This is a genomic window from Humibacter ginsengisoli, assembly GCF_054780095.1.
Genome location: NZ_BAAGWZ010000001.1, coordinates 509,209 through 535,465 on the forward strand (window position 1 = coordinate 509,209; position 26,257 = coordinate 535,465).

Below are 26,257 nucleotides of genomic sequence, written 5' to 3' on the forward strand. Positions count from 1 at the left end.
TTAAGCCCCGGCCGGTTGCCGTGCGGACACTCGGCGGAACTGCACATCCACCGCATCGTCGACGAAACCGACGCTGCGGTACAGCGCCAGGGCAGGCTCGTTGTCGCCCTCCACGTAGAGGGATGCCGAGGCCACGCCCTTGGCGCGCATCCTCTCAAGGCCCTCGGTCAGCAGGAGCCTTCCAAGGCCGCGGCCCGCCGCATCGGGGTCGACGCCGAGCACGTACACCTCGCCCTCGCCCGTGCGCGGGTCGAGCTTCATCCAGTGGAAGCCGAGCATCCGGCCCGACGCGTCCCTGGCAACCAGGAAGTCGGCGGGGTCGAACCATGGCTCCGCCTCGCGCTCGGCGAGGTCGCCGGCGCTCATCCGCCCCTGCTCCGGATGCGACGCGAACGCGCGGGCGTTCAGCGCCAGCCAGTCCGCGGCATCCGTCTGGGGATCGAACTCCTCGACACGGATGCCCGCCTGCGGTTCCGTGCCCGCCACCGGCTCCAGAGACGGCAGCCGCAGCCGCAGCAGCGTGCGCACGAGGTCGAAGCCGTGGCCGGCCGCGAGAGCGCGGGCGGCAGGATGATCGCCGTGCGACCAGGCGGAGACATCCGGTTCCAGTTCGGGAAGCAGCGACTCCAGCAGCGCGGTTCCGACCCCGCGCCCCCGAGCCCCGGGCTCGACGACGAGGTCGAGTTCGCCGTTCCCGGTGGCCGCGGCGGCCACCGGGTCGCCGCCGTGCCGGGCGACGTGCACCGCCCGACGTCCGGACGCGAGGTCGAGCCGGGTCTGCTCGTTGAACGGGTCGGTGCCGTCGTGACGCAACGCGGCGTCGGCCACCGCCAGGGCGTCCGCCACGTCGTCCGACCTCGACGACACGCGCTCAGGCGTCCTCGTCGTCGACGACGTTGAACCGGTAGCCAACGTTGCGCACCGTACCGATCAGCGACTCCGAGTCGCCGAGCTTCGCGCGCAGGCGCCGCACGTGCACGTCGACCGTGCGTGTTCCGCCGAAGTAGTCGTACCCCCACACCTCGCTGAGCAGCTGCTCGCGCGTGAACACGCGGGCCGGATGCGTGGCCAGGAAGCGCAGCAGCTCGAACTCCTTGAACGTGAGGTCGAGCGGACGCCCGTGCACCTTCGCGGAGTAGCTCGCCTCGTCGATCGTCACGCCCGATGCCTGGATCTTCGACTGCGCCGGGTCGTTCGAGCGTCGCTCGATGGCCAGACGGATGCGAGCATCGACCTCGGCGGGCCCGGCCCCTTCCAGGATCACGTCGTCAGCACCCCAGTCGCCGGTCACCGCGGTGAGTCCGCCCTCGGTCAGCACCAGCACGACGGGCACGGCGTTGCCCGTGGAGGCGAGGATCTTGCTCAGGGCTTTCGCACCCACCAGGTCGCGCCGGGCGTCGAGGAAGATCAGGTCGCACGACGATGCGTTCAGCAGCGACGACGTGTCTGCCGCGACCTGCCGTACCCGATGCGAGAGCAATCCGAGTGAGGCGAGCACCTCGTTCGCGGGCGTGGGCGTGAGCACCAACAGTTGAGCCACGCGACCTCCCGCCCGGTTGAGAAGTATCCCGATCCTATCGTCGCGAGGGACAATGGTCGGGTGACCGGCGAAACCCTCACCCCGACCATGCGGTGGACCTCGGTCGTGGGCGTCTGGGTCGCCTCCCTCATCGCCGCCGTGCTGATCGGAGCGTTCGCCGGCACGCACGCCTACCTCGGGTGGCTCGGCATCGCCATGGCCGGTGCCGTGCTCGTCTCCATGTGCATTCAGCTGGCGACGCAGGAGAAGCACGGATTCGTCATCCGCATGGGCACGAGCCTTGCCGGGGCTTTCGTCATCCTGGCGGTCGCAACACTGGTGCTCGCGCTGGTGCATGCGTGAACCGTGCGCGCCGCCGTGGCCGGGCGACCTCGTAGACTGAATCACATGCTTGTCACCCTCGAGCTCGTGTTCGTCGGCCTGCTGTCGCTGGCAGTGCTCGCGATCGCCGGCGTCTCGGTTCTGGTCGTCTACAACCTGTTCCGGGGCCAGCGCTGATCTCCATCCCAGAAGGGCTCCCCGCGGAGCTCGTTCCGCTCTCGTGGCTCCTCGGAGTCTGGGAGGGCACCGGCGTGCTCGACTACGCGATCGGCGACGAGCACGTCGAGCGCGAGTTCGGGCAGCGCATCAGCTTCAGTCATGACGGACTCCCCGCGCTGAACTACAGCTCCTACACGTGGCTGCTCGACGAGCAGCTGACGCCGCTGGCGACCGAGCTCGGCTACTGGCGCCTCAGCCGCACGCTCTTGCCGGAAGACGCCGGCCCCGGGCTCCTCCCGGGCTCCGACACGCGACCCTTCGACACCGCGCAGTCGGTCGAGACGCTCCGCACGTCGGCGGGCGCGTTCGAGATCGAGGCGCAGATCCTCCATCCCGACGGCATCTCCGAGCTCTACGTGGGACAGGTGAAGGGCCCCCGCATCGATCTCGCGACGGATGCCGTGCTGCGCACCTCCGGCGCCAAGGACTATTCGGCTGCCACCCGGCTTTACGGCCTGGTCGAATCGCATCTGCTCTGGGCGTGGGACATCGCCGCACTCGGCCAGGACCTGCGCACCCACGCGTCCGCCCGGCTCGCCCGCACCGATCTCGCAGGCGCCGCCCCGGCGAACTCGGCAGCCGACGAGGCAGCGGCCGGACCCGAAGCCGGTACGAAGTGACGGCCTCCCCATTCCTCGCGCTCCCGGCTGCTGTGGCCGCAGGGGACGAGACATCCGACCCAGGCGTTGCCGCGCACTACGGGAACCCGCTGACCGAACAGCGCGTACTGCAGCGCGGCGATGCGCTCGTCGACCTCTCCACTCGCGGCGTCATCGCGGTCTCCGGCGGCGACCGGCTGAGCTGGCTGGACTCCATGAGCAGCCAGTCGCTGCGCAATCTCGCGCCCGGCGAGTCGGCCGAGGCACTGCTCCTCGACCCAGCCGGCCACATCGAGCACGCGCTGCACATCGTCGACGACGGCGAGACGACCTGGTTGCTCGTCGAGCACTCCGACACCGATGCCGTGCTCGACTTCCTGCAGAAGATGCGCTTCATGCTGCGCGTCGAGCCGGTGGACCGCACGAACGACTTCGCCACCCTCGGCAGCTTCGAGGGTCCGGATGACGGTGCTTCGGCAACGCAGGCATCCACCGTGCTCGAGACCGCAGCGGCGTCGGCGAACGGCGTGCGTCTGCAGTGGCGTGACCCATGGCCGTCGGTCGTCGCCGGCGGACATCAGTACGCGCATCCCGAGCAAGCCGGCCAGGAGCATCCCGGCGTGGCATACCGCTGGGCGGAGACGCTCGTTCCGCGGGATGCCCTCGGTGTGCTCGTGCAGCGGGCCGCATCCGGCCAGGTGCAGGCGGCCGGGACGCTGGCGGCCGAGGCGCTGCGCATCGCCGCATGGCGACCCCGCCTGACCGCCGAGGTGGACGAGCGCACCATTCCGCACGAACTGGATTGGCTGCGCACCGCAGTGCACCTGAACAAGGGCTGCTACCGCGGCCAGGAGACCATCGCGAAGGTGCACAACCTGGGACACCCGCCGCGCAGGCTGGTGTTCCTGCACCTGGACGGCTCGGAGGGCATCGCGGTGCCTGCCGGCGCCGAGGTGCTTGCCGGGGACGCCGTCGTCGGGCGCGTGACGTCGTCTGCCGTTCACCACGAGCTCGGGCCGATCGCGCTCGCCGTGGTGAAGCGCTCGACGGACCCGGCGCTCGATCTGACAGTGCGCACGTCAGACGGAGCGGTGGCGGCCGCCCAGGAGACCATCGTGCCGACGGATGCCGGCGCCGAAGCGCACGTGCCGCGCATCCCGCGGCTCGGCGCCGTCACGCGGCCCCGTTAAACTTGGGGCATGCCATCCCCCTACACCCTGATACTGCTGCGCCACGGCGAGAGCGAGTGGAACCAGAAGAACCTCTTCACCGGCTGGGTCGACGTGCGACTGTCCGAGAAGGGACGCACCGAGGCGGCGCACGCGGGGGAGCTGCTCGCCTCCGAGGGGCTGCTGCCCGAGGTGCTGCACACCTCCGTGCTCACCAGAGCGATCCAGACGGCGAACCTCGCACTCGAGACCGCTGACCGCCTCTGGATTCCGGTGCGGCGTTCCTGGCGCCTCAACGAGCGGCACTACGGCGCGCTGCAGGGCCTCGACAAGGCAGAGACGAAGGAGAAGTACGGCGATGAGCAGTTCATGCTCTGGCGCCGATCGTTCGACGTTCCGCCGCCCCCGCTTCCCGACGACGCTGAGTGGTCGCAGGTGGGCGACCCGCGTTACGCCGACCTCACGAACGTTCAGATGCCGCGCACGGAGTGCCTGAAAGACGTCATCGCCCGCATGCTGCCGTACTGGCAGTCGGATATCGTGCCCGACCTTGCGGCCGGCAAGACCGTGCTCGTCACGGCGCACGGCAACTCGCTGCGCGCGCTCGTCAAGCACCTGGACGGCATCGGCGACGACGAGATCGCCGAGCTGAACATTCCCACCGGCATCCCGCTCGTGTACCGGCTCGGCGACGACTTCATGCCGCTCGGTCATGGCGAGTATCTCGACCCGGAGGCCGCCGCGGCCGGTGCTGCAGCGGTAGCAGCTCAGGGCGCGGCGAAGTAGCGCCCTCTCTCAGGACGCTTCAGGCACCCAGTCTCCGGTCACGAGGTACTGCACCTTCTTCGCGATCGACACAGCGTGGTCCGCGAACCTTTCGTGGTATCGCGACGCCAGCGTGGCATCGACCGTGTCGACCGTCGCACCCTTCCACGTCTCCCCGAGAACCTTGTCGAAGACGCTCGCGTGCAGTTCGTCGATCTCGTCGTCCTGGTTGCGCAACTCGTCGGCCACCCGCGGATCCTGGGTGCGGAGCAACTCGACGAGGCGCTCCGCGATGACCACATCGAGGCGCCCCATCTCCTTGAACGTGCCGCGCAGGCTCTTCGGGACCACCTTGTCGGGAAAGCGGTAGCGTGCGAGCTGGGCGATGTGCTCGGCCATGTCGCCCATCCGCTCCAGCGACGCGCTGATGCGCAGCGCGCTCACCACGATGCGCAGATCCCGGGCGACAGGGTTCTGCCTGGCCAGGATCTGGATCGACAGCTCGTCGAGCACCACCGTCAGCGCATCGATGCGCGCATCGTTCTGGATGACGGTCTCGGCCAGTGCGACGTCTCCGTCGTTGAACGCCTGAGTGGCGTTCCGGATGGAGACGACGACGAGCTCGGCGATCTCGACGAGGCGGTCCTGCACCTCGCGCATCTCGTGCTGAAAAACGTCACGCATGGAATGTCCATCCTCCCCGGCGGCACGCCGAACGACCGGTCGATCCGGTCGTTGCGGCCATGCTCCCGGTGCCAGGTTAACGGTCGGTGTCGGATGCCCGAACATTGCGCGAATCGGGCCCCATCAGGGGGTTCTGCGGCCGGGACCACTCCGCGCGCACCGGTAGCCTTCTGGCATGGACTCCACCTGGTTGGTGCTGCTGTCTCTGGCACTCGGCCTTGTGGTCGGGGCCGGATTCGTGTGGCTGCTGCACTCGGCGGCGTCCCATAGTCATCGCGCCACCGAGATCGTGAGCCCTACCGTTCCCGACGGGGTCGACCAGGTGCTGGAGGCGCTGCCGACCGCCGGCATCGTCGTGGACCCGAGCAACAACGTGGTGCGGGCATCCGCTGGTGCGTACAGCCTCGGGCTGGTCTGGAACGCCGCACTCAGCCAGCCGCGCATGGTGGAACTCGTCGACGAGGTGCGCCGCACGGGAGAACCGGTGGCAGAAGATCTCGAACTCGCTCGCAGCACGCTGGGGGATGCCACCGTGCAGCTCACAGTGCGCGTCGCGCGACTGGGATCCCGCTACATCCTGCTGCTGGCGGATGACCGCACGGAGGCGGTGCGCCTTGAGCAGGTGAGGCGCGACTTCGTCGCCAACATCAGCCACGAGTTGAAGACGCCGATCGGGGCGATCAGCGTGCTGGCAGAGGCGCTGGCGAGCGCGCCGGACGATCAGGAGCAGGTGCGGCACTTCGCGGCGCGCCTCACCTCGGAGGCGGCCCGTCTCGCCCGCCTGACACAGGACATCATCGACCTCTCCCGGTTGCAGGCTGCGGAGATCGTGCCGCACGCCGAGCGCGTGTCGATCGACGAGGTGGTGGCATCCGCCGTCGATCAGAACCGGGTGCTCGCCGAATCGCGCGGCATCGAACTGGCCACCGGACGGGCGTCGCACGCCGTCGTCTTCGGAGACGAGAGTCTGCTCACCACCGCTGTGCACAATCTCGTCTCGAACGCCGTGCGCTATTCGCCCGACAAGACCCGGGTCGGAATCGGCGCGCGTCTCACCGACGGCGTCGTGGAAGTCGCCGTCACGGACCAGGGGCCGGGCATTCCGCCGGAAGACCTGGACCGGGTCTTCGAGCGTTTCTACCGCGTGGATCAGGCACGCTCCCGAGCCACAGGCGGCACTGGGCTCGGGCTCTCGATCGTCAAGCACGCGGTGCAGAACCATGGCGGTGAGGTGCGCGTCTGGTCGCAGCCCGGCCGAGGCTCGACCTTCACCATCCGCCTTCCCGAGGCCGAACACGTCGCGCAGGAGCCGAATACGAGCCCGCCCGATGCGGCGGACCTCGCTACCGAAGCCGAAGAAGCCGCACAAGGAGAACGAACGAGATGACACGCATCCTGCTGGTGGAAGACGAGGAGTCGCTGAGCGATCCGCTCGCGTTCCTGCTGCGCCGCGAGGGATACGAGGTCGGCGTCGCCGACAACGGGCCGGATGCCATCGCTCAGTTCGGTCGCGACGGAGCAGACCTCGTGCTCCTCGACCTGATGCTGCCCGGCATGCCGGGCACCGAGGTGTGCAAGCTCCTCCGTGCGCAATCGACCGTTCCGATCATCATGCTCACGGCGAAGGATTCCGAGATCGACATCGTGGTCGGCCTCGAGCTGGGTGCCGACGACTATGTGACCAAGCCGTACTCCACCAGGGAGCTGCTGGCGCGCATCCGTGCGGTGCTGCGCCGCCGAGTCGACGAGGAGTCGTTCGACGACAGTGTTCTGGAGGCCGGGACCGTGCGCATGGATGTCGACCGCCACACGGTGTCGGTGTCTGGCGTGGACACACCTATGCCGCTGAAGGAATTCGAGCTGCTCGAGCTGCTGCTGCGCAACGCGGGCCGAGTGCTCACGCGAGGTCAGCTGATCGACCGGGTGTGGGGGAGCGACTACTTCGGCGACACGAAGACGCTCGACGTGCACATCAAACGCATCCGCTCGCGCATCGAGGCGAACCCGTCAGAGCCGCGGATGCTCGTGACGGTTCGCGGCCTCGGCTACCGCTTCGAAGACAGCTGACGCGTCGTCGTCGCCGCCCGGCGAAACGCGCCGCTGAGTCCTACTTGCCGGGGACGTAGTCCTCGTAGCCCGGGAACGTGGACGACAGCACCGGAACCTGGATCTGCGTGCCCGTCGCGCCCGCGTAGCTGAAGTACACGTCGGTCAGCGAACCGGGCTTGGCGTCGAGCCCGGTGAACTCCACGCGGGTGCTGCCCTTGGCGCCGACCTTCTTCACGCCGTCGGCCGGGATGGCGATCGAGCGAGTCTTCGAGCCGTGCTGGATCGAGAGGTAGTGCGCCTTGTCCTCGTTGTTCACGAACGTGACGACGAGGTTGCCGACCGTGCCGGAGCTGTTGGAGACGATGAGCGCATTGCGGATGTCGATCTTGCCGACGGTCCCGTTCACGCCGTGAGCGGACTCCTTGATGTACAGCGTGTCCTGAGGGGTCAGCAGGGTGCAGCCGGACATGCCCGTCACGAGTCCGAGAGCGAGAACGATGGATGCCGCGACACGCGCCTTCATTCAGATCCTCCAAGTCGCACCGGGCCGGCCGGTTCGGCCTTTTACGAACACCGCGGATTGCCTCTCGAGCCTACCGCATCGCAGGCGCTGGCCAGGCGGGGGCAGAGGATAGCACGACACCGCTGTGGTACCCTAGACGTTGCTGAAGGGACTGCTATCTATGCTTTTCGAGGTCGGCGAGACTGTCGTTTACCCCCATCACGGTGCTGCAACAATCACCGAGGTCAAGAAGAGAATCATCAAGGGTGAAGAGAAGGTCTACCTCAAGCTCAACGTCACCCAAGGCGACCTGACCATCGAGGTTCCCGCCGAGAACGTCGATCTTGTGGGCGTTCGCGACGTCATCGGCAAAGAGGGCCTCGACCGGGTGTTCGAAGTGCTGCGTGCACAGTTCACCGAGGAGCCGACGAACTGGTCCCGTCGCTACAAGGCGAACCTCGAGAAGCTCGCCTCCGGCGACGTGATCAAGGTTTCCGAGGTCGTGCGAGACCTGTGGCGCCGCGACCAGGACCGCGGCCTCTCCGCCGGCGAGAAGCGCATGCTTGCGAAGGCCCGTCAGATCCTCATCTCCGAGCTCGCGCTCGCCGAGAAGACCGACGAAGATCAGGCATCCAACGTGCTCGACGAGGTGCTCGCGTCCTGACGGGGGCACCCTCGCCGCGTATCGCGGTCATCGTGGTGGCCGCAGGAGCGGGCACTCGCCTCGGAGCGGGCATGCCGAAGGCGTTCGTCCCTGTCGCAGGCCGTACCCTGCTCGAACACGCGGTGCATGCCGTCCGCGGCATGCGCTCGGATGCCCAGCTGATCACTGTCGTTCCCGAGGGCGCGACGGAGGAGGTTCGTGAGCTCCTGGCGCCCCTCGCGCCCGGTGCGGCCGTAGTGGCGGGCGGAGCGAGCAGGCAGGCATCCGTCGCAGCCGGACTCGCCGTGTTGCACGACACCGTGCAGGTCGTGCTCGTGCACGATGCGGCGCGGGCCTTCACGCCGGTGGCACAGTTCGACGCGGTGGTCGCCGCCGTCGACGCTGCCGGAGAGGGCGCGGTGCCCGGCCTTCCTGTCAGCGACACGATCAAGCGCAGGGATGCCGGAGAGCTCGTCACCGGCACCGTCGACCGCGCCGAGCTCGTCGCCGTGCAGACGCCGCAGGGATTTCCTCGAGACATCCTTCTCGAGGCATATCGCGCCGCGACCGAGGAGGCGACGGACGACGCCGCCCTCGTCGCCGCGATCGGCCACCCGGTGAGGATCGTGGCCGGCGATCCGCTCGCGTTCAAGGTGACGACTCCCGCCGACCTGGCCAGGGCCGAGCAGCTCTTCGCGGCGGCGGCATCCCAGGTAGGGATGCCCAGGATCGGGCTGGGTACCGACACGCATGCCTTCGGCACCGACGGCGAGCTCTGGCTAGCCGGTCTGCACTGGCCGGGAGAACCTGCCCTCGCCGGCCACAGCGACGGCGACGCCGTCGCGCACGCGATAGTGGATGCGTTGCTCTCCGCCGGCGCCCTGGGCGACATTGGGTCGGTCTTCGGTACGGACGACCCCCGGTTCGTCGGCGCGCACGGAGAGGTCTTCCTCCGGGCGGCCCGGGAACGGCTCGCGGCGGCCGGGCTGCGCATCGGAAATGTGAGCGTGCAGCTGATCGGCAACCGTCCCCGGTTCGCGCACCGGCGCGACGAGGCGCAAGAGGCGCTTTCGGGCATTCTCGGCGCTCCGGTGTCGATCTCGGCGACGACGACCGACGGGCTGGGATTCACCGGACGCGGCGAGGGCCTGACGGCCATCGCCACAGCGCTCGTGGTGCCCATCGCCCCCCTGCGGTCCGACGCGTCGTAGTAAACCGCGGTGGCGTCGGATACACCCGTAGTCTTGAACGCGTGGGAATCCGACTGTACGACACGCGAGCTGCGCGGCTGCGCGACTTCGTTCCGCTCGAGGCCGGCAAGGTCGGCATCTATGTCTGCGGCCCCACCGTGCAGTCCTCACCGCACATCGGTCACCTGCGGTCCGCGCTGGTATACGACCAGATGCGCCGCTGGTTCAACTACCGCGGCTACGACGTCACGCTCGTGCGGAACGTGACCGACATCGACGACAAGGTGCTGATCAACGCGGCCGCGGCACAGGCATCCGGAAGCCACGAGCAGTGGTGGGCGCTGGCGTATCGCTACGAGCGCGAGTTCACCGACGCGTATGCCGCGCTGGGCATCCAGCCGCCGACGTACGAGCCCCGGGCGACGGCGAACATCCCGCAGATGCAGGAGCTCATCGAAAGGCTCATCGAACGGGGGCACGCGTATGTCGCCGACGACCGCTCGGGTGACGTGTACTTCGACGTGCGCAGCTGGCCGGACTATGGCGAGCTCACGAAGCAGAGCATCGACGCGATGGAGGCGGCGGCGGATGCCGACCCGCGTGCCAAGCGGGATCCGCGCGACTTCGCGCTCTGGAAGGGTCGCAAGGCCGACGAGCCGGAGTCCGCCTCGTGGGAGAGCCCGTGGGGTGCAGGCCGTCCGGGGTGGCACATCGAGTGCTCCGCCATGTCGGCTCGCTATCTCGGGCCGCGTTTCGACATTCACGGCGGCGGCCTCGACCTGCGCTTTCCGCACCACGAGAACGAGCTCGCTCAGTCGACGGCCGCCGGTGAAGGCTTCGCTGGGTACTGGGTGCACAACGGGCTGGTCAACGTGGCGGGCCAGAAGATGTCGAAATCGCTCGGCAACTCGGTGTACGCGGCCGACCTCATCGGCGCGGCGCGGCCTCTGGTCGTGCGCTACTACCTGGGGGCGGCGCATTATCGGTCGACGATCGACTTCACCGAGAGCTCGCTGGCCGAGGCCGAAGCAGCGCTGGAGCGCATCTCCGGATTCCTGGAGCGTGTCGACCGCAGGCTGGCCGGCACCCGCTTCGCCTCCAGCGGCGCCGAGGTGCTCCCGGCGGAGTTCGCCGAGGCGCTGGACGACGACTTCGGAGTGCCGCAAGCCCTGGCAGTGCTGCACGACACAGTGCGGGCGGGCAATCAGGCGCTCGACGGCGAAGATCTGGGCGCCGCCGCAACGGCAAGGGGACAGGTCGAAGCGATGACAGAGGTGCTGGGCATCAACCCGCTGTCGCCGCAGTGGCAGGCGCGAACGGATGCCCCGGCGCGCGCCGCGCTCGACGCGCTCTTGCGCAGGCTTCTCGCCGACCGGCAGGCCGCCCGCCAGGCGCGGGACTTCGCGCAGGCAGACCGCATCCGCTCGGAATTGGCCGAAGCGGGCATCACGATCGAGGACACCCCGACGGGTGCGCATTGGAGTATCGATGGCGAATAAGCCGCGCGCGGGAGCCGTGCGCAAATCCAAGAAGGGCCCGACGAAGGGCACGGGCGGCCACGGCCGCAAGGCGCTGGAGGGCAAGGGGCCGACGCCGAAGGCGCAGGACCGTCCGTACCACGTCGCCGCCAAACGCAAGGAACTCGCTGAGCGGGCCGCCGCCAAACGTGGCGGCCAGCGCTCCAATACGGGCGGAGGCACGACCGCACGCAGGGCGACGTCCGACGACGCCGAGTTCGTCACCGGCCGCAACTCCGTGCTCGAGGCATTGCGAGCGCGTATTCCGGCCACGACGCTCTACGTCGCCGCGCGCATCGAACTCGACGACCGTGTGAAGGAGATCCTGAGCACCGCGACGAAGCGCGGCATCCCGGTGCTCGAGGTGATGCGTCCGGAGCTCGATCGCCTCTCCGGCAGAGACGCTGTTCATCAGGGTGTCGCGCTGAAGGTTCCGCCGTACGAGTACGCCCACGTCGACGACGTGCTCGACTCCGTGCTGCAGAAGGGCGAGGTTCCGCTGTTCGTCGCGCTCGACGGCGTGACGGATCCGCGCAACCTGGGGGCGATCATCCGCTCGACGGCGGCGTTCGGCGGCCAGACCGTCATCGTTCCGCAGCGTCGTTCGGTCGGCGTCACGGCGTCGGCGTGGAAGACCTCGGCCGGCGCGGCCGCGCGTACCCCCGTCTCGATGGCGGCGAACCTGACGCAGGCGCTGAAGGGGCTGAAGAAGCGGGGCCTGTTCGTGCTCGGACTTGCCGGCGAAGGCGACGTGTCGCTGTACGATCTCGAGCTTGCGGACCGCGGCGTCGTCGTCGTGGTCGGCAGCGAGGGGAAGGGCCTCTCGCGACTCGTGAGCGAGACCTGCGACGCGATTGTGTCGATCCCGATCTCCGCATCGACGGAGTCGCTCAACGCGGGCATCGCCGCGAGCGTGGCGCTCTACGAGATCTCGAAGCGGCGCACGGAGGCCTCCGGTCACTGACCTCCTGGTGCTCGGACCGGGGCCCAGATCGTAGCCTGAAGAGGTGGATGACCGAAGGCGGCTGCTCGAGCGCGTCTACTCCCGGGAGGGCGCGGCGGAGGAGCCGCGCGAGTACCGGGACCCGCAGAGCGGTGACACCGTCCGGATGACGCCGAGCCAGTGGGCCCTCGCCGAGTACGACCGGGCGCACCCGCAGCCATCCGCCGACGCTCCCACGGCACCGCACGATCGAGCGTCGCACGAGAAGCCCGTCCAGGGCACTAACCCGGTCCCGGCCGGCCGGCGGACGGGCGCGGGTTCATACGGCGACCAAGACTTCGACGCACCCGAATTCGACGATGCGGACCTCGACGATGCGGACCCCGACGCGGCCCAGGCACGCACAACCGGCATGGCGTCAAGGATGCGACGGGCGGCACCCGTGCTCGTCGCTGCTGCTGCGTTCGTACTGGGCGTGCTTGTCGCAGTGGGCGTATCGACTGCAGTCGGGCATCCGGCACCGGCGACCCCCGCAGCCGCGAATACCACGACCGCAATCCCCGACGAGGACTGGCATCCGCTTCCCGGTCCGGCGGTTCGAGAGTTCCTGAACTCATCGCCGCGCGCGACAGACCTGCCCGCCGCGGTGACGAACGGATTCGTGCCGAGCTCGTTCCATCTGATCGCGGGATCGGTCTCCCTTCAGGAGAGCGCGTCGATCTACGCGGCGGAACGCCTGAGCGACCAGTACTGCCTGGTCGCCGTGGCGAACGGCGCCCGGGTGGCCGAGACGTGCGCCACACTCTCCGACATGGCGGCGCACGGGCTCACGCTGACGAAGGACGCGGTGCGCGACGTCGACGGCCTCCCGCTGGCCGTGACGGTGACGTGGTCTACGGATGGCACGATCAGCTGGGCGGCCATGCCATCCGTCGGCTGACCCGAAGCGCATCCTGTCGGAGATACTCAGACCTTGGACATCCAGTCGTCGCCTTCGTCGGCCTCGTCGTCGATCACCTGCACCGGCACGGTGAACGCCTCGGTGACGGGCGCGATCACGGTCGCCTCGTCGCGGCGATGGCGCAGCACGTCGTTGATGTACGACGAAAGCGCCTCGGCGAGTGGAACGTCGCGCCCCTCTTCCTGTGACATGAACCAGCGGTGGTCGAGCAGCTGGTGGAACACCTCGGCGGGCTCCAGCTTGCCGCGCAGGTCGGCGGGAATGGCGCGCACCACCGGCTCGAACACGCGCATCAGCCACTCGTGGGCGATCGCCTCCTCGTCAAGACCCGGCTTGGCCACCGTGGCCGCGTAGGAGTCCAGATCGTTGAGCAGGCGACGCGCCTGGTTCTCGCCGGTGTCGAGGCCGGTCAGCCGCAGCAGGCGTCGCTGGTGGTGTCCAGCGTCGACGACCTTCGGCTGGATGCGCACGGTTCCGCTGTCGGTGCCGGTGCTGCGGATCGCCAGCTCCTCGATGTCGAATCCGAGCTCGTTCAGTCGGCGCACCCGCTCCGCGATGCGCCAGCGGTCGGATGCCGAGAACGACTCGCTGCCCGTGAGCTCCTTCCACAGAGACCGGTAGGCGGCCACGATGCCGCCGGACACCTCCACCGGGTCGACCTCTTCGGCCAGCCGGCCGCCCGCCTGGATGTCCATCAGCTCGCCCGCGATGTTCACCCGGGCGATCTCGAGGTCGTTCTCCCGCTGTCCATTGGAGAGCCCGCCCTCGTAGAGCTGACCGGTCTCGGCGTCCACCAGGTAGGCGGCGAACGCGCCGGCATCGCGACGGAACAGCGTGTTCGACAGTGAGACGTCGCCCCAGAAGAATCCGATCATATGCAGGCGCACGAGGAGCACGGCGAGTGCGTCGACGAGCCTGGTCGCGGTGTCGGGGCGGAGGGTTTGCGAGTAGAGGGCCCGGTAAGGCAGCGAGAACTTCAGGTGCCTTGTGACAAGCACCGGCTTCAGAGGCTTACCCGAGTCATCCGTTCGACCTTCGATGACCGCTACCGGTTCCACGCAGGGCACGTCGAGCCGCTGAAGAGTGCGCAGCATGTCGTACTCGCGCCTGGCCATCTCGCCCGTCGTCTCCTTGATGGCGATGACGTAGCCGGAGAGGTTCGCGAAGCGCACCAGGTGACGCGAGATGCCCTTGGGCAGCAGAGCGATGTGCTCGTTGGACCACCTGTCAAGCGGCAGGTTCCACGGCAGGTCGAGCAGAGCCGGATCGACGGTTGCCGCGGTGATGTTGACGGAGCCAGCCATAACTGAAAAGCCTATGTTCAAAAGGAATCACCCCGGCCCGAGCGAGGCTCGGGGCCGGGGCGATTCGAATCGGAATGCGTGGAGCCTAATCGACCACGGCGCCGCCGAGGCGCTCGCCGCTCTCCGCGTCGAAGAGGTGCACGTGGCCCGGCTTCGGCGTGATGTAGACCGTCTCGCCGGCGTTCGGGTGCACGCGGCCGTCGACGCGGCCGACGATGTCGACCCGCTTTTCGTCGACCTCGGTGTGGCCGTACAGGTAGCCGTCGGCGCCGAGCTCCTCGACGAGGTCGACGGCGACCGTGAGGCCGTTGCCCGCGTTGGTGGAGACCACCACGTCTTCGGGACGGACACCGATCGTGATCTGCTTGCCGGCCTTGGCGAGAACCTCGCGGTCAACGGGAACGACGGCGGTGCCGAACTTGATGCCGCCCTCGGTCACGTCGGCGCCGAACAGGTTCATGGCGGGGCTGCCGATGAAGCCGGCGACGAACACGTTGTTGGGCTCTGCGTACAGCTCACGCGGCGTGCCGACCTGCTGGAGCACGCCGTCCTTCAGCACGGCGATGCGGTCACCCATGGTGAGGGCCTCGGTCTGGTCGTGCGTGACGTAGACGGTGGTGACGCCGAGACGCCGGGTCAGCGAGGCGATCTGCGTGCGGGTCTGAACGCGCAGCTTGGCGTCGAGGTTCGACAACGGCTCGTCCATGAGGAACACCTGCGGGCTGCGGACGATGGCGCGGCCCATCGCGACGCGCTGACGCTGACCACCGGAAAGGGCCTTCGGCTTGCGGTTGAGGTAGGGCTCGAGGTCGAGCAGCTTCGCGGCCTCCAGTACGCGCTGTGCACGCTCTTCCTTCTTCACGCCGGCGATCTTGAGCGCGAAGCCCATGTTCTCTGCAACGGTCATGTGCGGGTACAGAGCGTAGTTCTGGAAGACCATGGCGATGTCGCGGTCCTTCGGCGGAACATCCGTGACGTTCCGGTCGCCGATGAAGATGTTGCCCTCGTTGACCTCTTCGAGTCCGGCCAGCATGCGCAGCGACGTGGACTTACCGCAGCCGGAAGGGCCGACGAGCACGAGGAACTCGCCGTCGGCGATGTCGAGGTTCAGCTTGTCGACGGCAGGACGCGTGGAACCCGGATAGGTTCGCGTCGCCTCGTCGAAAGTGACTGTTGCCATGGTTATGTCTCCTTCACCGGCAGGTACGTGCCGGACGATCCGTTGTGATGGATGTTGTATGGCCATCGGTCGTCGATGACCAGAACTGATGTTACGTCACGACTCCGGCGCCCGGCGAATCGAGTGCATCCGCACGCGGCAGCAGTGCAGCGTTCACCCCGGAGCTGCGCGAATTCTCTCCAGCGCCTGTCTGGGCATTTCCCAGAGTGCCGCTCTAGGGTTGGTGCCGTTCGCATGCCGCCTGGATGCATGCCCCTCGTACCCCGCACAGCTGTCAAGCACCCGAAGTGAGATCGAATGTCCAACGGCGATCTTGAACGCCGCCCGTCCAATGGAGAACGCCGCGCGGCGACGCGCGACAAAGCGCGTCAGCTGCGTGAAGCCCACCGCAAGCAAGAGCGCCGCCGCCGGGCCGTCGTCAGGACCAGCATCATCGCCGTGGTCGTCGCTGCGGCGGCGATCGTGGCCGTCGTGATCGTCTCGTCAATCCACGCGCCCGCGCACGGGCCGGCGAACATGGCCAGCGACGGCATCCTCATCGGCAAGGGCTTGAAGGCCGAGCGCACACCATCGACCGCGCCCGACGCGAAGCCGGTGGTGAACAAGCAGGACCCCTCAGCGGGCACGGTGAGCATTGTCACCTACATCGACTACCTCTGCCCGTATTGCGGCGACTTCGAGCGCACGAACATCGACCAGATCGGCAAGCTCGTCGACAGCGGCGCCGCCACCATCGAGATCCACCCGATACCGCTGCTGGCGAGCCGGTCCGCCGGAACGAAGTACTCCTTGCGCGCTGACAATGCGGCTGCATGCGTCGCCAACTACGACCCGAACTCGTTCTGGGCGTTCAACAAGGAGCTGTTCGAGAACCAGCCGAAAGAGAACACCACGGGGCTCACGGATCAGCAGATCAAGAACCTCGTGAAGCGCGCGGGCGTGAAGACGTACGACTCGGTGTCGAAGTGCATCGACGACGGCAGGTACGACTCGTGGGCGCAGAATGCGCTCGATCGCACGCTCACCGGGCCGATTCCGAACTCATCCGTGAAGCAGCTCAAGGCGACGCCGCTGATCCTCGTCAACGGCAAGCAGTATCAGGGTTCGCTGAAGGACCCCGACGAGTTCCGGGCCTTCATCGTGAAGGCGCAGGCCGACACCTACTCCACTCCGTCGCCGACCGCGACACCGACTCCGACCGCCACCTCGGCCGGCTGAGTACCGCCACCTGCACGACTACCCATTAGGATGTTGCGGTGCCGTGCTGCAGCGATCGCACTGCGGGCGCCGGCCGACTTAGCTCAGTTGGTAGAGCACTTCTCTTGTAAAGAAGGGGTCGCGAGTTCGAGCCTCGCAGTCGGCTCTCTTCAAGCTCCCGATCCATTCAGGACGCCGGTCACTCCAGAACGCTGACGAATCCTTCGGGATCGATCAGCTTCGGTGCCCCGTCGCCCTTGCCCTGCTTTCGTTCCGGCTTGCCGCCGACGTACAGCCAGCCGAGCAGGCGTTCGTGCTTGCCGAGGCCGTGCATCCTGCTCACGGCTTTCGACCTCGTGTAGTGACCGGTGCGCCACATCACGCCCCAGCCCGCCTCGTCGAGCAGCAGGCTGAGCATGTGGGCGACACCGGATGCCACGGCATCCTGTTCCCAGCCGGGCACCTTCTCGCTCTCCCGCCGCGACGACACCACGGCGATGAGCAGCGGCGCTCGGAGCGGCTTCGTCGAAGGCTCATCCTTGTTCTCCGCCTCGGCGATCGCCGCACCGAGCCGCCGACGCGCGTCGCCGCGTAGTTCGATGAGGCGCCACGGCTTCAGCGAGCTGTGGTCGGCGACGCGACCGGCCACTGCGGTCAGCGTGAGGAGCTCGTCGTGCGAGGGGGCGGCATCCGTCACCTTCGACTGCGACCGCCTTGCCGCGATCGCCTCTCGAGCGCTCACCGGCTATGCGTCGGCGTTCTGGTCGCTCTGCTCACCCTGCGGAGCGAAGGCGAGCGAGAGCGAGTTCATGCAGTAGCGGTCGCCCGTAGGAGTGCCGAAGCCGTCGGGGAAGACGTGCCCCAGGTGCGAGCCGCAGTTGGCGCAGCGCACCTCGGTGCGCACCATTCCGAGAGAGGTGTCCTCCAGCAGTTCGACCGCCTCCGGGCGCACCGACTCGTAGAAGCTCGGCCAGCCGCATCCGGAGTCGAACTTCGTTCCGCTCTTGAAGAGCTCGGCGCTGCAGGCCGCACAGGTGTAGATGCCGGCCCGGCTCTCGTCGAGCAACTCGCCGGTCCAAGGCCGTTCGGTGGCCGCCTCGCGCAGCACCGCGTACTGCTCGTCGGAGAGCTCCTTGCGCCACTCGTCGTTCGACTTCGAGACCGTGTAAGTCATTGCTCGTTCCTTTCTCGCGTGCACCGGCGCCGAGGACCCGGGCCGCTTTGCGCACACCAAGGGTAACGAGCGCGCCTGACGGACTGTTCCGGGCATTTTCAGTTCGCTGCGCATGCCTCGCCTCTGCGGCGAAGGGGCGACCATACAATGGCGCTGGCCGGCAGGAGGTGATGGGTGTGGGTGAAGCGGATCACGCGCCCGATCCTGCGTCCGGCGAAACCGACGACGAGTCCGTGCCATCGGAGGGGTCGTCACTGAGCGAGCGCGATCTCGCGGTGCTCGAGTTCGAACGGCGTTGGTGGAAGCACGCGGGTGCCAAGGAGCAGGCCATCCGCGATCAGTTCGGTCTTTCCGCAGCCCGGTACTATCAAGTGCTCGGCCGGGTGATCGAGTCGCCGGCAGCGCTCGTGCACGATCCGATGCTGGTGCGGCGCCTGCAACGTGTGCGCGATGCGCGCCTTGCAGCACGGGTGAACCGCCTTCGGCCTCGCTGAGCATGCCGTGACGAATCGCACAGTGCGATCCCGTACAGTCCTGAAGAGCTTCACCCGCCCGACCCCGAGGATCCTCACCTAGACCATGGCCGCCAAGTTCCCGACCGATCGCTTCGACCAGGTCCCCGACGACCTAGAACGCATCGGCGCGCACAGGGCTCCCCGGCCACGGGGTTACGGCTGGATCTGGGTCGCATGGTGCGCGGGAGCGGTGATCGTGATCGTGGGTCTCGGCGCGCTAGGCATCTTCGCCATCAACGGAACGCTGAACGTGAAGCTGCCGTTCGCCGCAGGGTCGCCTTCGGCCACGCGGACCGCGACGCCCACTCCGACGCCGACGATCACCCCGGCGGTCAACCCCGCCCTGACCCTCATAGTGCTGAACGGAACGGCGAAGGCCGGACTGGCGGCGGATGCCACGACCACGTTGAAGGCAGCGGGCTGGCAGAACATCACGCCGGCCAACGCGAGCTCGACGGACGTCAAGAAGACCACGGTGTACTACGGCGATCCGAAGAACGTGAGCGCCGCCCTCGCTGTGTCTCAGGAGCTTGCCGGAGCCCCGATCCAGGAGACGCAGGATTTCGCGGCGACCGGAGCCGACATCACTGTGGTGCTCGGCGCGGACTACGCGCCGACGCATCAGTGATCGATCCCGTCCAACGGCCAGGATCCAGGTGGCCGGCAGCGGTCGCGTAACCGATTGTCTCAATCTGGACACGCCCCTCGTCCTGGGCTAGGGCTGCCGCTACTATCGGGGTTCAACGCTCGCGACCATGCGGCGTTTGCATGAAGGCAATGGGAGTAACAGATGGCGAACGGAACCGTCAAATGGTTCAACGCTGAGAAGGGCTACGGCTTCATCACCGTCGACGGTGGGGGACAGGACGTTTTCGTTCACTACTCCGCAATCGACATGAACGGCTACAAGGTCCTTGAAGAGGGTCAGCAGGTGACTTTCGAGGTCGGAACCGGATCCAAGGGTCCGCAGGCGGAATCGGTCCGTCCCGCCTGACGATCACCGAAGCGTGAAGGAGGGGTGCCGCGGATGCGGCGCCCCTCCTTCTCTTTTCGGCCGTCGCATTCCCTCGTCTTGCACTCACGAGGGTCGAGTGCCAGAATCCTTTTAGCACTCACTTCTGTTGAGTGCTAACCACTGAATCTTTCGCGTAACGTCCGGGAGGGACGAGAAACAACATGGCAAAGATCATTGCTTTTGACGAGGAGGCTCGTCGCGGCCTCGAGCGTGGCCTCAACACGCTCGCCGACGCGGTCAAGGTGACCCTCGGCCCGCGCGGTCGCAACGTCGTGCTCGAGAAGAAGTGGGGCGCGCCGACCATCACGAACGACGGCGTGTCCATCGCGAAGGAGATCGAGCTCGAGGAGCCGTACGAGAAGATCGGCGCCGAGCTCGTCAAGGAGGTCGCGAAGAAGACCGACGACGTCGCCGGTGACGGCACCACGACGGCGACCGTGCTCGCTCAGGCCCTCGTGCGTGAGGGCCTGCGCAACGTCGCGGCCGGCGCCGACCCGATCAGCCTCAAGCGCGGCATCGAGAAGGCCGTCGCCGCGGTGACCGAGCAGCTGCTCGCCGCCGCGAAGGATGTCGACACCAAGGAGCAGATCGCCGCGACGGCATCCATCTCCGCTGCCGACCCCGAGATCGGGGCGATCATCGCCGAGGCGATCGACAAGGTCGGCAAGGAGGGCGTGGTCACGGTCGAGGAGTCGAACACCTTCGGCACCGAGCTCGAGCTCACCGAGGGCATGCGCTTCGACAAGGGCTTCCTGTCGCAGTACTTCGTGACCGACCCCGACCGCCAGGAGGCGGTGTTCGAGGACCCGTACATCCTCATCGCGAACCAGAAGATCTCGAACATCAAGGACCTTCTGCCGATCGTCGACAAGGTGATCCAGGCCGGCAAGCAGCTCCTGATCATCGCCGAGGATGTCGACGGCGAGGCCCTGGCCACGCTGATCGTCAACAAGATCCGCGGCATCTTCAAGTCCGTCGCCGTCAAGGCCCCGGGCTTCGGCGACCGCCGCAAGGCTCAGCTCCAGGACATCGCGATCCTCACGGGTGGCCAGGTCATCAGCGAGGAGCTCGGTCTCAAGCTCGAGAACGTCACCCTCGACCTGCTCGGCCAGGCCCGCAAGGTGGTCATCACCAAGGACGAGACCACGATCGTCGAGGGTGCAGGCGACCCGGAGCAGATCGCCGGTCGCGTGCAGCAGATCCGCAACGAGATCGAGAACACCGACAGCGACTACGACCGTGAGAAGCTGCAGGAGCGCCTGGCGAAGCTCGCCGGCGGTGTTGCGGTCATCAAGGCCGGTGCCGCGACCGAGGTCGAGCTCAAGGAGCGCAAGCACCGCATCGAGGACGCCGTTCGCAACGCGAAGGCGGCCGTCGAGGAGGGCGTCGTCGCCGGTGGTGGCGTCGCGCTGATTCAGGCGGGCAAGGCTGCGTTCGAGACGCTCGAGCTCGTCGGCGACGAGGCGACCGGTGCGAACATCGTCAAGGTCGCCATCGAGGCGCCGCTCAAGCAGATCGCTCTCAACGCCGGCCTCGAGCCCGGTGTGGTCGCAGCCAAGGTGGCCGAGCTGCCTGCCGGTCACGGCCTCAACGCCGCGACGGGTGAGTACGGCGACCTGCTCGCACAGGGCATCATCGACCCGGCCAAGGTGACGCGCTCGGCTCTGCAGAACGCGGCATCCATCGCCGGTCTGTTCCTCACCACGGAGGCCGTTGTCGCCGACAAGCCGGAGAAGGCCGCTCCGGTCCCCGGTGGCGACGCCGGTGGCATGGACTTCTAAGTCCGCACTCCTACGCGGAAGGGCGCCCCTCGGGGCGCCCTTCTTGCATTCTGGGGTCTTGCGTGCTGGGGTCTTGCGTGCTCGGGTCTTGCCTCTGTGACCTCACACGGCGAAGAGCTTCGTGTTGGTCAGCTCGACCTCGGCGTAGTGCTGCCCGGCTTGGCCGAGCGCCTGGTTGATGGCGGCCAGTGACTCCTCGACCTGCTGCTGCGTCGCCCGCCACTGGTTCACGACCGACTGGAACGACTCGGACGCGTGTCCGCTCCACGTTCCCTGCAGTCCGGTCAGCTGCCCCAGCAGGCCCGCCACCTCGCTCTGGATGCGACTCATCGAGCCGCGCACTGCGGCGGTCGCCGCGATCATCTGATCGCTGTCCACCCGGTATGTCGTCATGGTTCCTCCTGTTCGTGTCGCATGCCGCAGGGTTCGGCTCTCCGTTCGTGCAGAGCTGCGGCATCCACTGCTGCGACGCTACGAAGACGCGCGCGGTCGGTCGGGACGAGAAGGCCGATCCGGGGACGGCGCGGCGGACCGCGTGCTGGGGAGGGGAAGAGGAATCCGGTCTCGACGGTTACGCCAGAAGCAGGGCGACCATAGGGGCAGGCACTGCCCATACGTCACCATCGACGTCGAGCACCGACTTCGTCGCCATGATCCCGCGCCCGTACTTGCCGTCGATGACTCGCGCCTCGGCACGCCATCCGGTGTCCACCCACTTGCTCTCGATCGGCACGGTTGTGGAGTGCGCGCCGTCGACGGGCACCCGCACGGGTGCGAAGTCGATCTCGTTGTTCGACTCGGTGCGTGCGTAGCCGACGGAGTCGTCGGAGAGCCAGCGGCCCTCATCCAGTGCCTCGATCGCGCGCGCCAGCGTCACGCCGAGCGCCGACTCCGTGAGTCGCGTGAAGTCCGGGGCGGGCAGCCCGGGGCTGACGATGGACGGGATCCACGCCAGCAGCGGGTCGGCGAGGTAGAGCTTGTAGTGCGCGCCCACGACCCGATCGCCCTTTTCGCGCACCTGATTGCAGCGCAGCGCCGCGTGGGTGCTGATCAGCCGGTCGACGCGCGCGGTGAAGGTGGGCCGGCTCGGGTAGCCGAGATCCTGCGCCGTGGTCGTCAGGTTGATCGGGCTGCTCATCCGCTCGCTGATGCCGCGCAGGAGCAGCGTGGTGGTGTTGGTCGGAGCATCAGGATCGACGTCACGCCGTAGCCAGGCGTGCAGGTCGCGGGCATAGCCGTCCGACACGGCCCCGGCTCGGGTGTGCTCGAAGACGGCGCGCGGGAAGCCGCCGCAGGTGAGGTAGTCCTGCCAGGCGAGGTCGAGATCGTCGACCACGAACTGCAGCTCGTCGAGCGCGTTCCGGGCATCCTCTCCCTGCAGGTGCGCCGGGTTGACCGCGGGAACGACGGGGAGTCCGGGGTAGGCGGCGGTGAGGAAGTCGCGGAACGTCATCGGGAGCAGCTGACGGATGCGATGGGACCCGCTCGAACCCGCGCGCCCGGCCAGCAGGTTGCCCTGGATGTCTTCGGACTGCGCCCACCTGCTCCCCGTGACGACCACGGTGTCGTCGCCGAACGGGGTGGTGTCCCTCGCCAGCTTGAGCGCACTGGTCCAACCCGTCACCATGCTGATCTCATCGAAAAGCCACACCCGTGGCCGTGGCTTCGGCTGATCGACGGAGCGGGTCAGCATGCGCGCGAGTGTGAGCGTACGCGTGACGTCTCTGCCGCGCATGGTGTCGCACGGCACGTAGACGACCTGACGCGGATCCATGCCGGGCAGCGTGCAGAGGTTCGCGGCGGCATCCAGCAGCGCCACCGACTTGCCGATGCGCCGCGGGCCGGTGAGCACGACGAGCCGCCCGTCGGGCTCGACGCTCGCGACGTCGTCGAGGATGCCGGCGCGATAGCCGAGTTCGTACCGCGTGCGTTCGCGGAGCGTGCGGTTGCCCGCCACCCAGGCCGTCGGATCTGCGCCGCGGGCTGCGGCGGTCCACCACGGGTTGCTCTCGGTGAGGAGCCGTCTCAACTCGTCGTCGCGCACGCGGCCACGGTAACCCGTGGCCGGTCGGATGCACGGGCGAATCGCCGAAGAAGTCGCTTGCCAGAAGGGGAGAGGTGCGAGGTCGAAGGATTTGCCAGACGCCTGGCGGTCTTCGGCCATCTACCTTGCCAGAAGGGGAGGGGTCAGGCGCGCTCCGCCGGTTGCGGCGCGTTCGGCGAGTCGGCCAGCGGGAGCGTCACTCGGAACGTCGCGCCGCCGCCGGGCGTCTCAACGACGTCGACTGTCCCGTGGTGTGCACTGACGATCGAGGCCACTATCGCCAGACCCAGTCCGCTGCCCCCGGTCTCCCGAGTGCGGGACGTGTCGGCTCGCCAGAACCGCTGGAAGATCTTCTCCCTGATCTGCGGAGGGACGCCTTCGCCGTGGTCGATCACCGATAGAACGGCGACTTCGCGTTCCGGAGCGACCGAGACGCCGATCTCCAGAGGGCTGCCGGCGGGGGTGTACCGCACCGCGTTGCCGATCAGGTTGGCGATCACCTGCCGGAGCTTGTTCTCCTCGGCCATGACCAGCGCCCGCACTGTCGGCGGCTCGGGAATGTCGGCGAGTTCCAGCGGCACCGTCTCCAAGCCCGGCTCCGACCTGCGGGGTCTGCGCCGCAGACGTGCGAGCGTTGCGCCGGCGAACCCGATCGGGCCCGTCGAGTTAGGGTTCTTCGGCGTGTTCGCGTTCCTGGGCTGACGTCCGGTCGTCGTGCGGGTGCCCATGGATGCCTGTTCGCCCGCGGCATCCTCCGGCTCGGGCTCCGCGGCCCGCTCCTGAACCGAAGGGCCTGGCGGGGGCGGTGGGAGCGGCGGCAGCGACAGCACGACGGACACCGTGCGGTCCGGGTTGCCGGCGTTGGCATCAAGAGCGGCGTCGTGTGCCAGCGGCACCAGGTCGACCTCGGCGAGGGTCAGCGGCTTCGTCTCGTCGAGGCGGGCGAGCTCGAGCAGGTCCTCCACCAGGAGGCCCATGCGTACCGCTTCCTTCTCGATGCGATCCATCGCCTGTGCGACCTCTTCGGGCGACTGCAGGGCGCCCATACGGTACAGCTCCGCGTAACCACGCACCGAGACGAGTGGCGTTCGCAACTCGTGGCTGGCATCCCCGACGAACCGGCGCATCTGATCGATGGTGCGCGCCCGATCTTTGAACGCCTGGTCGATGCGGTTCAGCATGGTGTTCAGGGAGCGGTTCAACCTGCCCACCTCGGTGTTGGGCGTTGCGCCGCCGAGGCGCTGGCTGAAGTCGCCGTCGGCGATCTCCGCAGCAGTGCGCTCCACCTCACGAAGCGGCCGGAACGTCGTCGTGACGAGCGCCCGGGTGAGGAACGCACCGATGATGACGACGATCACGCCGAAGCTGAAGAAGATCGACAGATAGCTGGCCAGCGTGATGTCCAGAGGCGAGGTCGACACGGCGATGATCGCCGTTCCGTACGTCGGTGCCGCGCCTTGCAGTTGTACCACCGTGCACACGCTGCGGAATGAGCTGAGACCGTCGCGGCTCTGCAGCCATCCGGCACTCTGATTGGCGCAGGCTGCGCCCTCGTTCAGGCTCATCCGGCTCGGCACAGCAGGCTTCTTGCCGGCGGGCACGGTCTTCCAGTTCTCGTCGAGCTGTGCGCCGTCGGCTCCGTAGAGCACCACGTAGAAGCTGGCCGTGTTGTTCTGGCCGATGACCGGGCCGTTGCTCTTCTTCGCATCGCTCGGCAGGATCGCGTTGATGCTGTCGGGCTGCGAAGCGATGGCCTCGAGCTGCTGGTCGAACAGGTTGATCAGCACGGGCTTGAAGAGCAGCATCGTGCCGAGGCCGGCGACGAGCAGTCCGAACGTGAGCACCAGAACGGTGACACCGGTGATCTTCGTGCGCAGCGAGATCGAGTTCCACTTATCGATCATCGTGCTCACATTCTGAGCCTAGGCGCCCGAGGACGAGGAATGCCTGGGCGCGGCCGCGTCTCGATGACGTGACACGCTCTCGGTCGCGGCGGCGTGTACGCCGCGACGAACGCGGCCGTCTCGAGTAGTCGACCGCGGCGCGCTGGGCGGGGACCGGCGCGATCTCGATGACGTGACACGCTCTCGGTCGCGGCGGCGTGTACGCCGCGACGAACGCGGCCGTCTCGAGTAGCCAACCGCGGCGCGCCGGGCGGGGACCGGCGCGCAAAACAAGCTCAGACCTTCGCGGCCTTCAGCATGTAGCCGAAACCGCGCTTGGTCTGGATGAGCGGCTCAGTGGAGTGCGCGTCGACCTTGCGGCGCAGGTAGGAGATGTAGCTCTCGACGATGCCGGCATCCCCGTTGAAGTCGTACTCCCACACGTGGTCGAGGATCTGCGCCTTCGACAGCACCCGGTTCGGGTTGAGCATGAGGTAGCGCAGCAGCTTGAACTCGGTGGGGGAGAGCTCGATCGCGGTGTCGCCGACGAACACCTCGTGCGTGTCCTGGTCCATGGTGAGCTCGCCGGCACGGATGATCGCATCGTCGTCGGCCTGCATCGTGCGGCGCAGGATGGCTTTGATGCGCGCCACGATCTCGTCGAGGCTGAACGGCTTCGTGACGTAGTCGTCGCCACCGACGGTGAGGCCGGTGATCTTGTCTTCCGTGTCGTCCTTCGCAGTGAGGAACAGGATGGGTGCGGTGTAGCCGGCTCCGCGGAGCCGCTTGGTGACGCCGAAGCCGTTCATGTCGGGCAGCATGACGTCGAGGATGATGAGGTCGGGCTCCTCCTCCAGTACGGCGCTGATCGCCTGCGCCCCGTTGCCGACGGCGCGCACGGCGAAGCCGGCGAATCGCAGGCTGGTGGTGAGGAGGTCGCGAATGTTCGGCTCGTCGTCGACGATGAGAATGCGGGGTCCGGTGCTCATGCGCACCAGTCTCTGCGCGTTGGCTGGATTCATCCTGTGAGTCTGTCGTGCGACATCCAGTCGAGCGACGTGT

At 67.7% G+C, this 26,257-nt stretch carries 28 protein-coding genes and 1 tRNA gene; 17 read left to right on the forward strand and 12 right to left on the reverse strand.

The features are described 5' to 3' along the window. Both mshD and ACYVI5_RS02130 read right to left on the reverse strand, forming a co-directional pair. Positions 1–846 carry a GNAT family N-acetyltransferase gene (gene mshD / locus ACYVI5_RS02125; RefSeq protein ID WP_460578791.1) on the reverse strand — a complete coding sequence of 282 codons (846 nt, stop codon included), beginning with the start codon at positions 844–846 and terminating at the stop codon, positions 1–3. A 25-nt stretch (positions 847–871) separates the two neighbouring features. Continuing rightward, positions 872–1,540 (reverse strand): winged helix-turn-helix transcriptional regulator, encoded by a 669-nt coding sequence (locus ACYVI5_RS02130; RefSeq protein WP_460532212.1) that lies wholly within the window; start codon positions 1,538–1,540, stop codon positions 872–874. Between the two features lie 60 nt (positions 1,541–1,600). Here ACYVI5_RS02130 and ACYVI5_RS02135 point away from each other — a divergent pair, with 60 nt between their 5' ends. The 4 genes from ACYVI5_RS02135 (at position 1,601) to ACYVI5_RS02150 (ending at position 4,634) form a co-directional block, all read left to right on the forward strand. Beyond that, positions 1,601–1,882 (forward strand): hypothetical protein, encoded by a 282-nt coding sequence (locus ACYVI5_RS02135; RefSeq protein ID WP_460532215.1) that lies wholly within the window; start codon positions 1,601–1,603, stop codon positions 1,880–1,882. A gap of 152 nt (positions 1,883–2,034) precedes the next feature. Next, the gene (locus tag ACYVI5_RS02140) at positions 2,035–2,700 is read left to right on the forward strand and encodes a heme-binding beta-barrel domain-containing protein (RefSeq protein ID WP_460532827.1); all 666 of its coding nucleotides are present in this window, start codon (positions 2,035–2,037) and stop codon (positions 2,698–2,700) included. Continuing rightward, positions 2,697–3,869 carry a YgfZ/GcvT domain-containing protein gene (ygfZ, locus tag ACYVI5_RS02145; protein ID WP_460578792.1) on the forward strand — a complete coding sequence of 391 codons (1,173 nt, stop codon included), beginning with the start codon at positions 2,697–2,699 and terminating at the stop codon, positions 3,867–3,869. Before ACYVI5_RS02140 ends, ygfZ begins: the two co-directional genes overlap by 4 nt. 9 nt (positions 3,870–3,878) lie before the next feature. Further along, positions 3,879–4,634 carry a 2,3-diphosphoglycerate-dependent phosphoglycerate mutase gene (locus ACYVI5_RS02150; protein WP_460532221.1) on the forward strand — a complete coding sequence of 252 codons (756 nt, stop codon included), beginning with the start codon at positions 3,879–3,881 and terminating at the stop codon, positions 4,632–4,634. 9 nt (positions 4,635–4,643) lie between these two features. Here ACYVI5_RS02150 and phoU read toward each other — a convergent pair whose 3' ends face one another. After that, on the reverse strand, positions 4,644–5,297 hold the full coding sequence (gene phoU, locus ACYVI5_RS02155; RefSeq protein WP_460578793.1) for a phosphate signaling complex PhoU family protein: 654 nt from the start codon (positions 5,295–5,297) through the stop codon (positions 4,644–4,646). A 175-nt stretch (positions 5,298–5,472) separates the two neighbouring features. On the opposite strand from phoU, the gene ACYVI5_RS02160 reads away from it, so the two are divergent. After that, positions 5,473–6,684, forward strand: a complete 1,212-nt coding sequence (locus ACYVI5_RS02160; protein WP_460578794.1) for a sensor histidine kinase — start codon at positions 5,473–5,475, stop codon at positions 6,682–6,684. Then, a complete protein-coding gene (locus ACYVI5_RS02165) occupies positions 6,681–7,364 on the forward strand; it encodes a response regulator (protein WP_460532230.1) in 684 nt (227 codons plus the stop codon). Before ACYVI5_RS02160 ends, ACYVI5_RS02165 begins: the two co-directional genes overlap by 4 nt. Before the next feature lie 40 nt (positions 7,365–7,404). Here ACYVI5_RS02165 and ACYVI5_RS02170 read toward each other — a convergent pair whose 3' ends face one another. Further along, positions 7,405–7,869 carry a hypothetical protein gene (locus ACYVI5_RS02170; protein ID WP_460532233.1) on the reverse strand — a complete coding sequence of 155 codons (465 nt, stop codon included), beginning with the start codon at positions 7,867–7,869 and terminating at the stop codon, positions 7,405–7,407. A 160-nt stretch (positions 7,870–8,029) separates the two neighbouring features. Between ACYVI5_RS02170 and ACYVI5_RS02175 the strand changes: the two genes are divergently transcribed. Genes ACYVI5_RS02175 through ACYVI5_RS02195 form a run of 5 tightly spaced genes read left to right on the forward strand, consistent with a single transcriptional unit; the run spans position 8,030 to position 13,081 of the window. Further along, entirely contained in the window at positions 8,030–8,512 is a 483-nt protein-coding gene (locus ACYVI5_RS02175) for a CarD family transcriptional regulator (RefSeq protein ID WP_460532236.1), read from the forward strand. Beyond that, on the forward strand, positions 8,509–9,702 hold the full coding sequence (gene ispD / locus ACYVI5_RS02180; protein WP_460578830.1) for a 2-C-methyl-D-erythritol 4-phosphate cytidylyltransferase: 1,194 nt from the start codon (positions 8,509–8,511) through the stop codon (positions 9,700–9,702). Before ACYVI5_RS02175 ends, ispD begins: the two co-directional genes overlap by 4 nt. A 41-nt stretch (positions 9,703–9,743) precedes the next feature. Beyond that, positions 9,744–11,180: a cysteine--tRNA ligase gene (gene cysS / locus ACYVI5_RS02185; protein WP_460578795.1), complete on the forward strand. Its 1,437-nt coding sequence runs from the start codon at positions 9,744–9,746 to the stop codon at positions 11,178–11,180. Then, positions 11,170–12,162 carry a TrmH family RNA methyltransferase gene (rlmB, locus tag ACYVI5_RS02190; RefSeq protein ID WP_460578796.1) on the forward strand — a complete coding sequence of 331 codons (993 nt, stop codon included), beginning with the start codon at positions 11,170–11,172 and terminating at the stop codon, positions 12,160–12,162. Before cysS ends, rlmB begins: the two co-directional genes overlap by 11 nt. A 43-nt stretch (positions 12,163–12,205) precedes the next feature. Beyond that, the gene (locus ACYVI5_RS02195; RefSeq protein WP_460578797.1) at positions 12,206–13,081 is read left to right on the forward strand and encodes a hypothetical protein; all 876 of its coding nucleotides are present in this window, start codon (positions 12,206–12,208) and stop codon (positions 13,079–13,081) included. Positions 13,082–13,107: 26 nt separating this feature from the next. On the opposite strand, the gene ACYVI5_RS02200 is transcribed toward ACYVI5_RS02195, so the two are convergent. Next, on the reverse strand, positions 13,108–14,406 hold the full coding sequence (locus ACYVI5_RS02200; protein WP_460578798.1) for a DUF4032 domain-containing protein: 1,299 nt from the start codon (positions 14,404–14,406) through the stop codon (positions 13,108–13,110). A gap of 85 nt (positions 14,407–14,491) precedes the next feature. Next, positions 14,492–15,586: an ABC transporter ATP-binding protein gene (locus ACYVI5_RS02205; protein ID WP_460578799.1), complete on the reverse strand. Its 1,095-nt coding sequence runs from the start codon at positions 15,584–15,586 to the stop codon at positions 14,492–14,494. Positions 15,587–15,883: 297 nt separating this feature from the next. On the opposite strand from ACYVI5_RS02205, the gene ACYVI5_RS02210 reads away from it, so the two are divergent. Both ACYVI5_RS02210 and ACYVI5_RS02215 read left to right on the forward strand, forming a co-directional pair. After that, a complete protein-coding gene (locus ACYVI5_RS02210; RefSeq protein ID WP_460578800.1) occupies positions 15,884–16,804 on the forward strand; it encodes a DsbA family protein in 921 nt (306 codons plus the stop codon). Between the two features lie 72 nt (positions 16,805–16,876). Next, a tRNA-Thr gene (locus tag ACYVI5_RS02215) sits at positions 16,877–16,949 on the forward strand. A gap of 33 nt (positions 16,950–16,982) precedes the next feature. Here ACYVI5_RS02215 and ACYVI5_RS02220 read toward each other — a convergent pair. Both ACYVI5_RS02220 and msrB read right to left on the reverse strand, forming a co-directional pair. Beyond that, positions 16,983–17,525 (reverse strand): nitroreductase family protein, encoded by a 543-nt coding sequence (locus ACYVI5_RS02220; protein ID WP_460578801.1) that lies wholly within the window; start codon positions 17,523–17,525, stop codon positions 16,983–16,985. Between the two features lie 3 nt (positions 17,526–17,528). Beyond that, positions 17,529–17,957, reverse strand: a complete 429-nt coding sequence (msrB, locus tag ACYVI5_RS02225) for a peptide-methionine (R)-S-oxide reductase (RefSeq protein ID WP_460578802.1) — start codon at positions 17,955–17,957, stop codon at positions 17,529–17,531. A gap of 176 nt (positions 17,958–18,133) precedes the next feature. Between msrB and ACYVI5_RS02230 the strand changes: the two genes are divergently transcribed. The 4 genes from ACYVI5_RS02230 (at position 18,134) to groL (ending at position 21,268) form a co-directional block, all read left to right on the forward strand. Further along, positions 18,134–18,451 (forward strand): DUF3263 domain-containing protein, encoded by a 318-nt coding sequence (locus ACYVI5_RS02230; protein ID WP_460578803.1) that lies wholly within the window; start codon positions 18,134–18,136, stop codon positions 18,449–18,451. A gap of 85 nt (positions 18,452–18,536) precedes the next feature. Then, positions 18,537–19,100 (forward strand): LytR C-terminal domain-containing protein, encoded by a 564-nt coding sequence (locus ACYVI5_RS02235; RefSeq protein WP_460532267.1) that lies wholly within the window; start codon positions 18,537–18,539, stop codon positions 19,098–19,100. Between the two features lie 162 nt (positions 19,101–19,262). After that, a complete protein-coding gene (locus tag ACYVI5_RS02240) occupies positions 19,263–19,466 on the forward strand; it encodes a cold-shock protein (RefSeq protein ID WP_022900747.1) in 204 nt (67 codons plus the stop codon). Between the two features lie 182 nt (positions 19,467–19,648). Beyond that, entirely contained in the window at positions 19,649–21,268 is a 1,620-nt protein-coding gene (gene groL / locus ACYVI5_RS02245; protein ID WP_460532270.1) for a chaperonin GroEL, read from the forward strand. A gap of 102 nt (positions 21,269–21,370) precedes the next feature. Here the strand turns inward: groL and ACYVI5_RS02250 are convergent, their stop codons facing one another. From ACYVI5_RS02250 to ACYVI5_RS02265, 4 genes are all read right to left on the reverse strand, one after another. Further along, on the reverse strand, positions 21,371–21,661 hold the full coding sequence (locus ACYVI5_RS02250; protein ID WP_460532273.1) for a WXG100 family type VII secretion target: 291 nt from the start codon (positions 21,659–21,661) through the stop codon (positions 21,371–21,373). A gap of 178 nt (positions 21,662–21,839) precedes the next feature. After that, the gene (locus ACYVI5_RS02255) at positions 21,840–23,312 is read right to left on the reverse strand and encodes an ATP-binding protein (protein WP_460578804.1); all 1,473 of its coding nucleotides are present in this window, start codon (positions 23,310–23,312) and stop codon (positions 21,840–21,842) included. 143 nt (positions 23,313–23,455) lie between these two features. Beyond that, entirely contained in the window at positions 23,456–25,216 is a 1,761-nt protein-coding gene (locus ACYVI5_RS02260) for a sensor histidine kinase (RefSeq protein WP_460578831.1), read from the reverse strand. Positions 25,217–25,491: 275 nt separating this feature from the next. Next, a complete protein-coding gene (locus ACYVI5_RS02265) occupies positions 25,492–26,184 on the reverse strand; it encodes a response regulator transcription factor (protein ID WP_243062615.1) in 693 nt (230 codons plus the stop codon). Positions 26,185–26,257 lie beyond the last annotated feature (73 nt).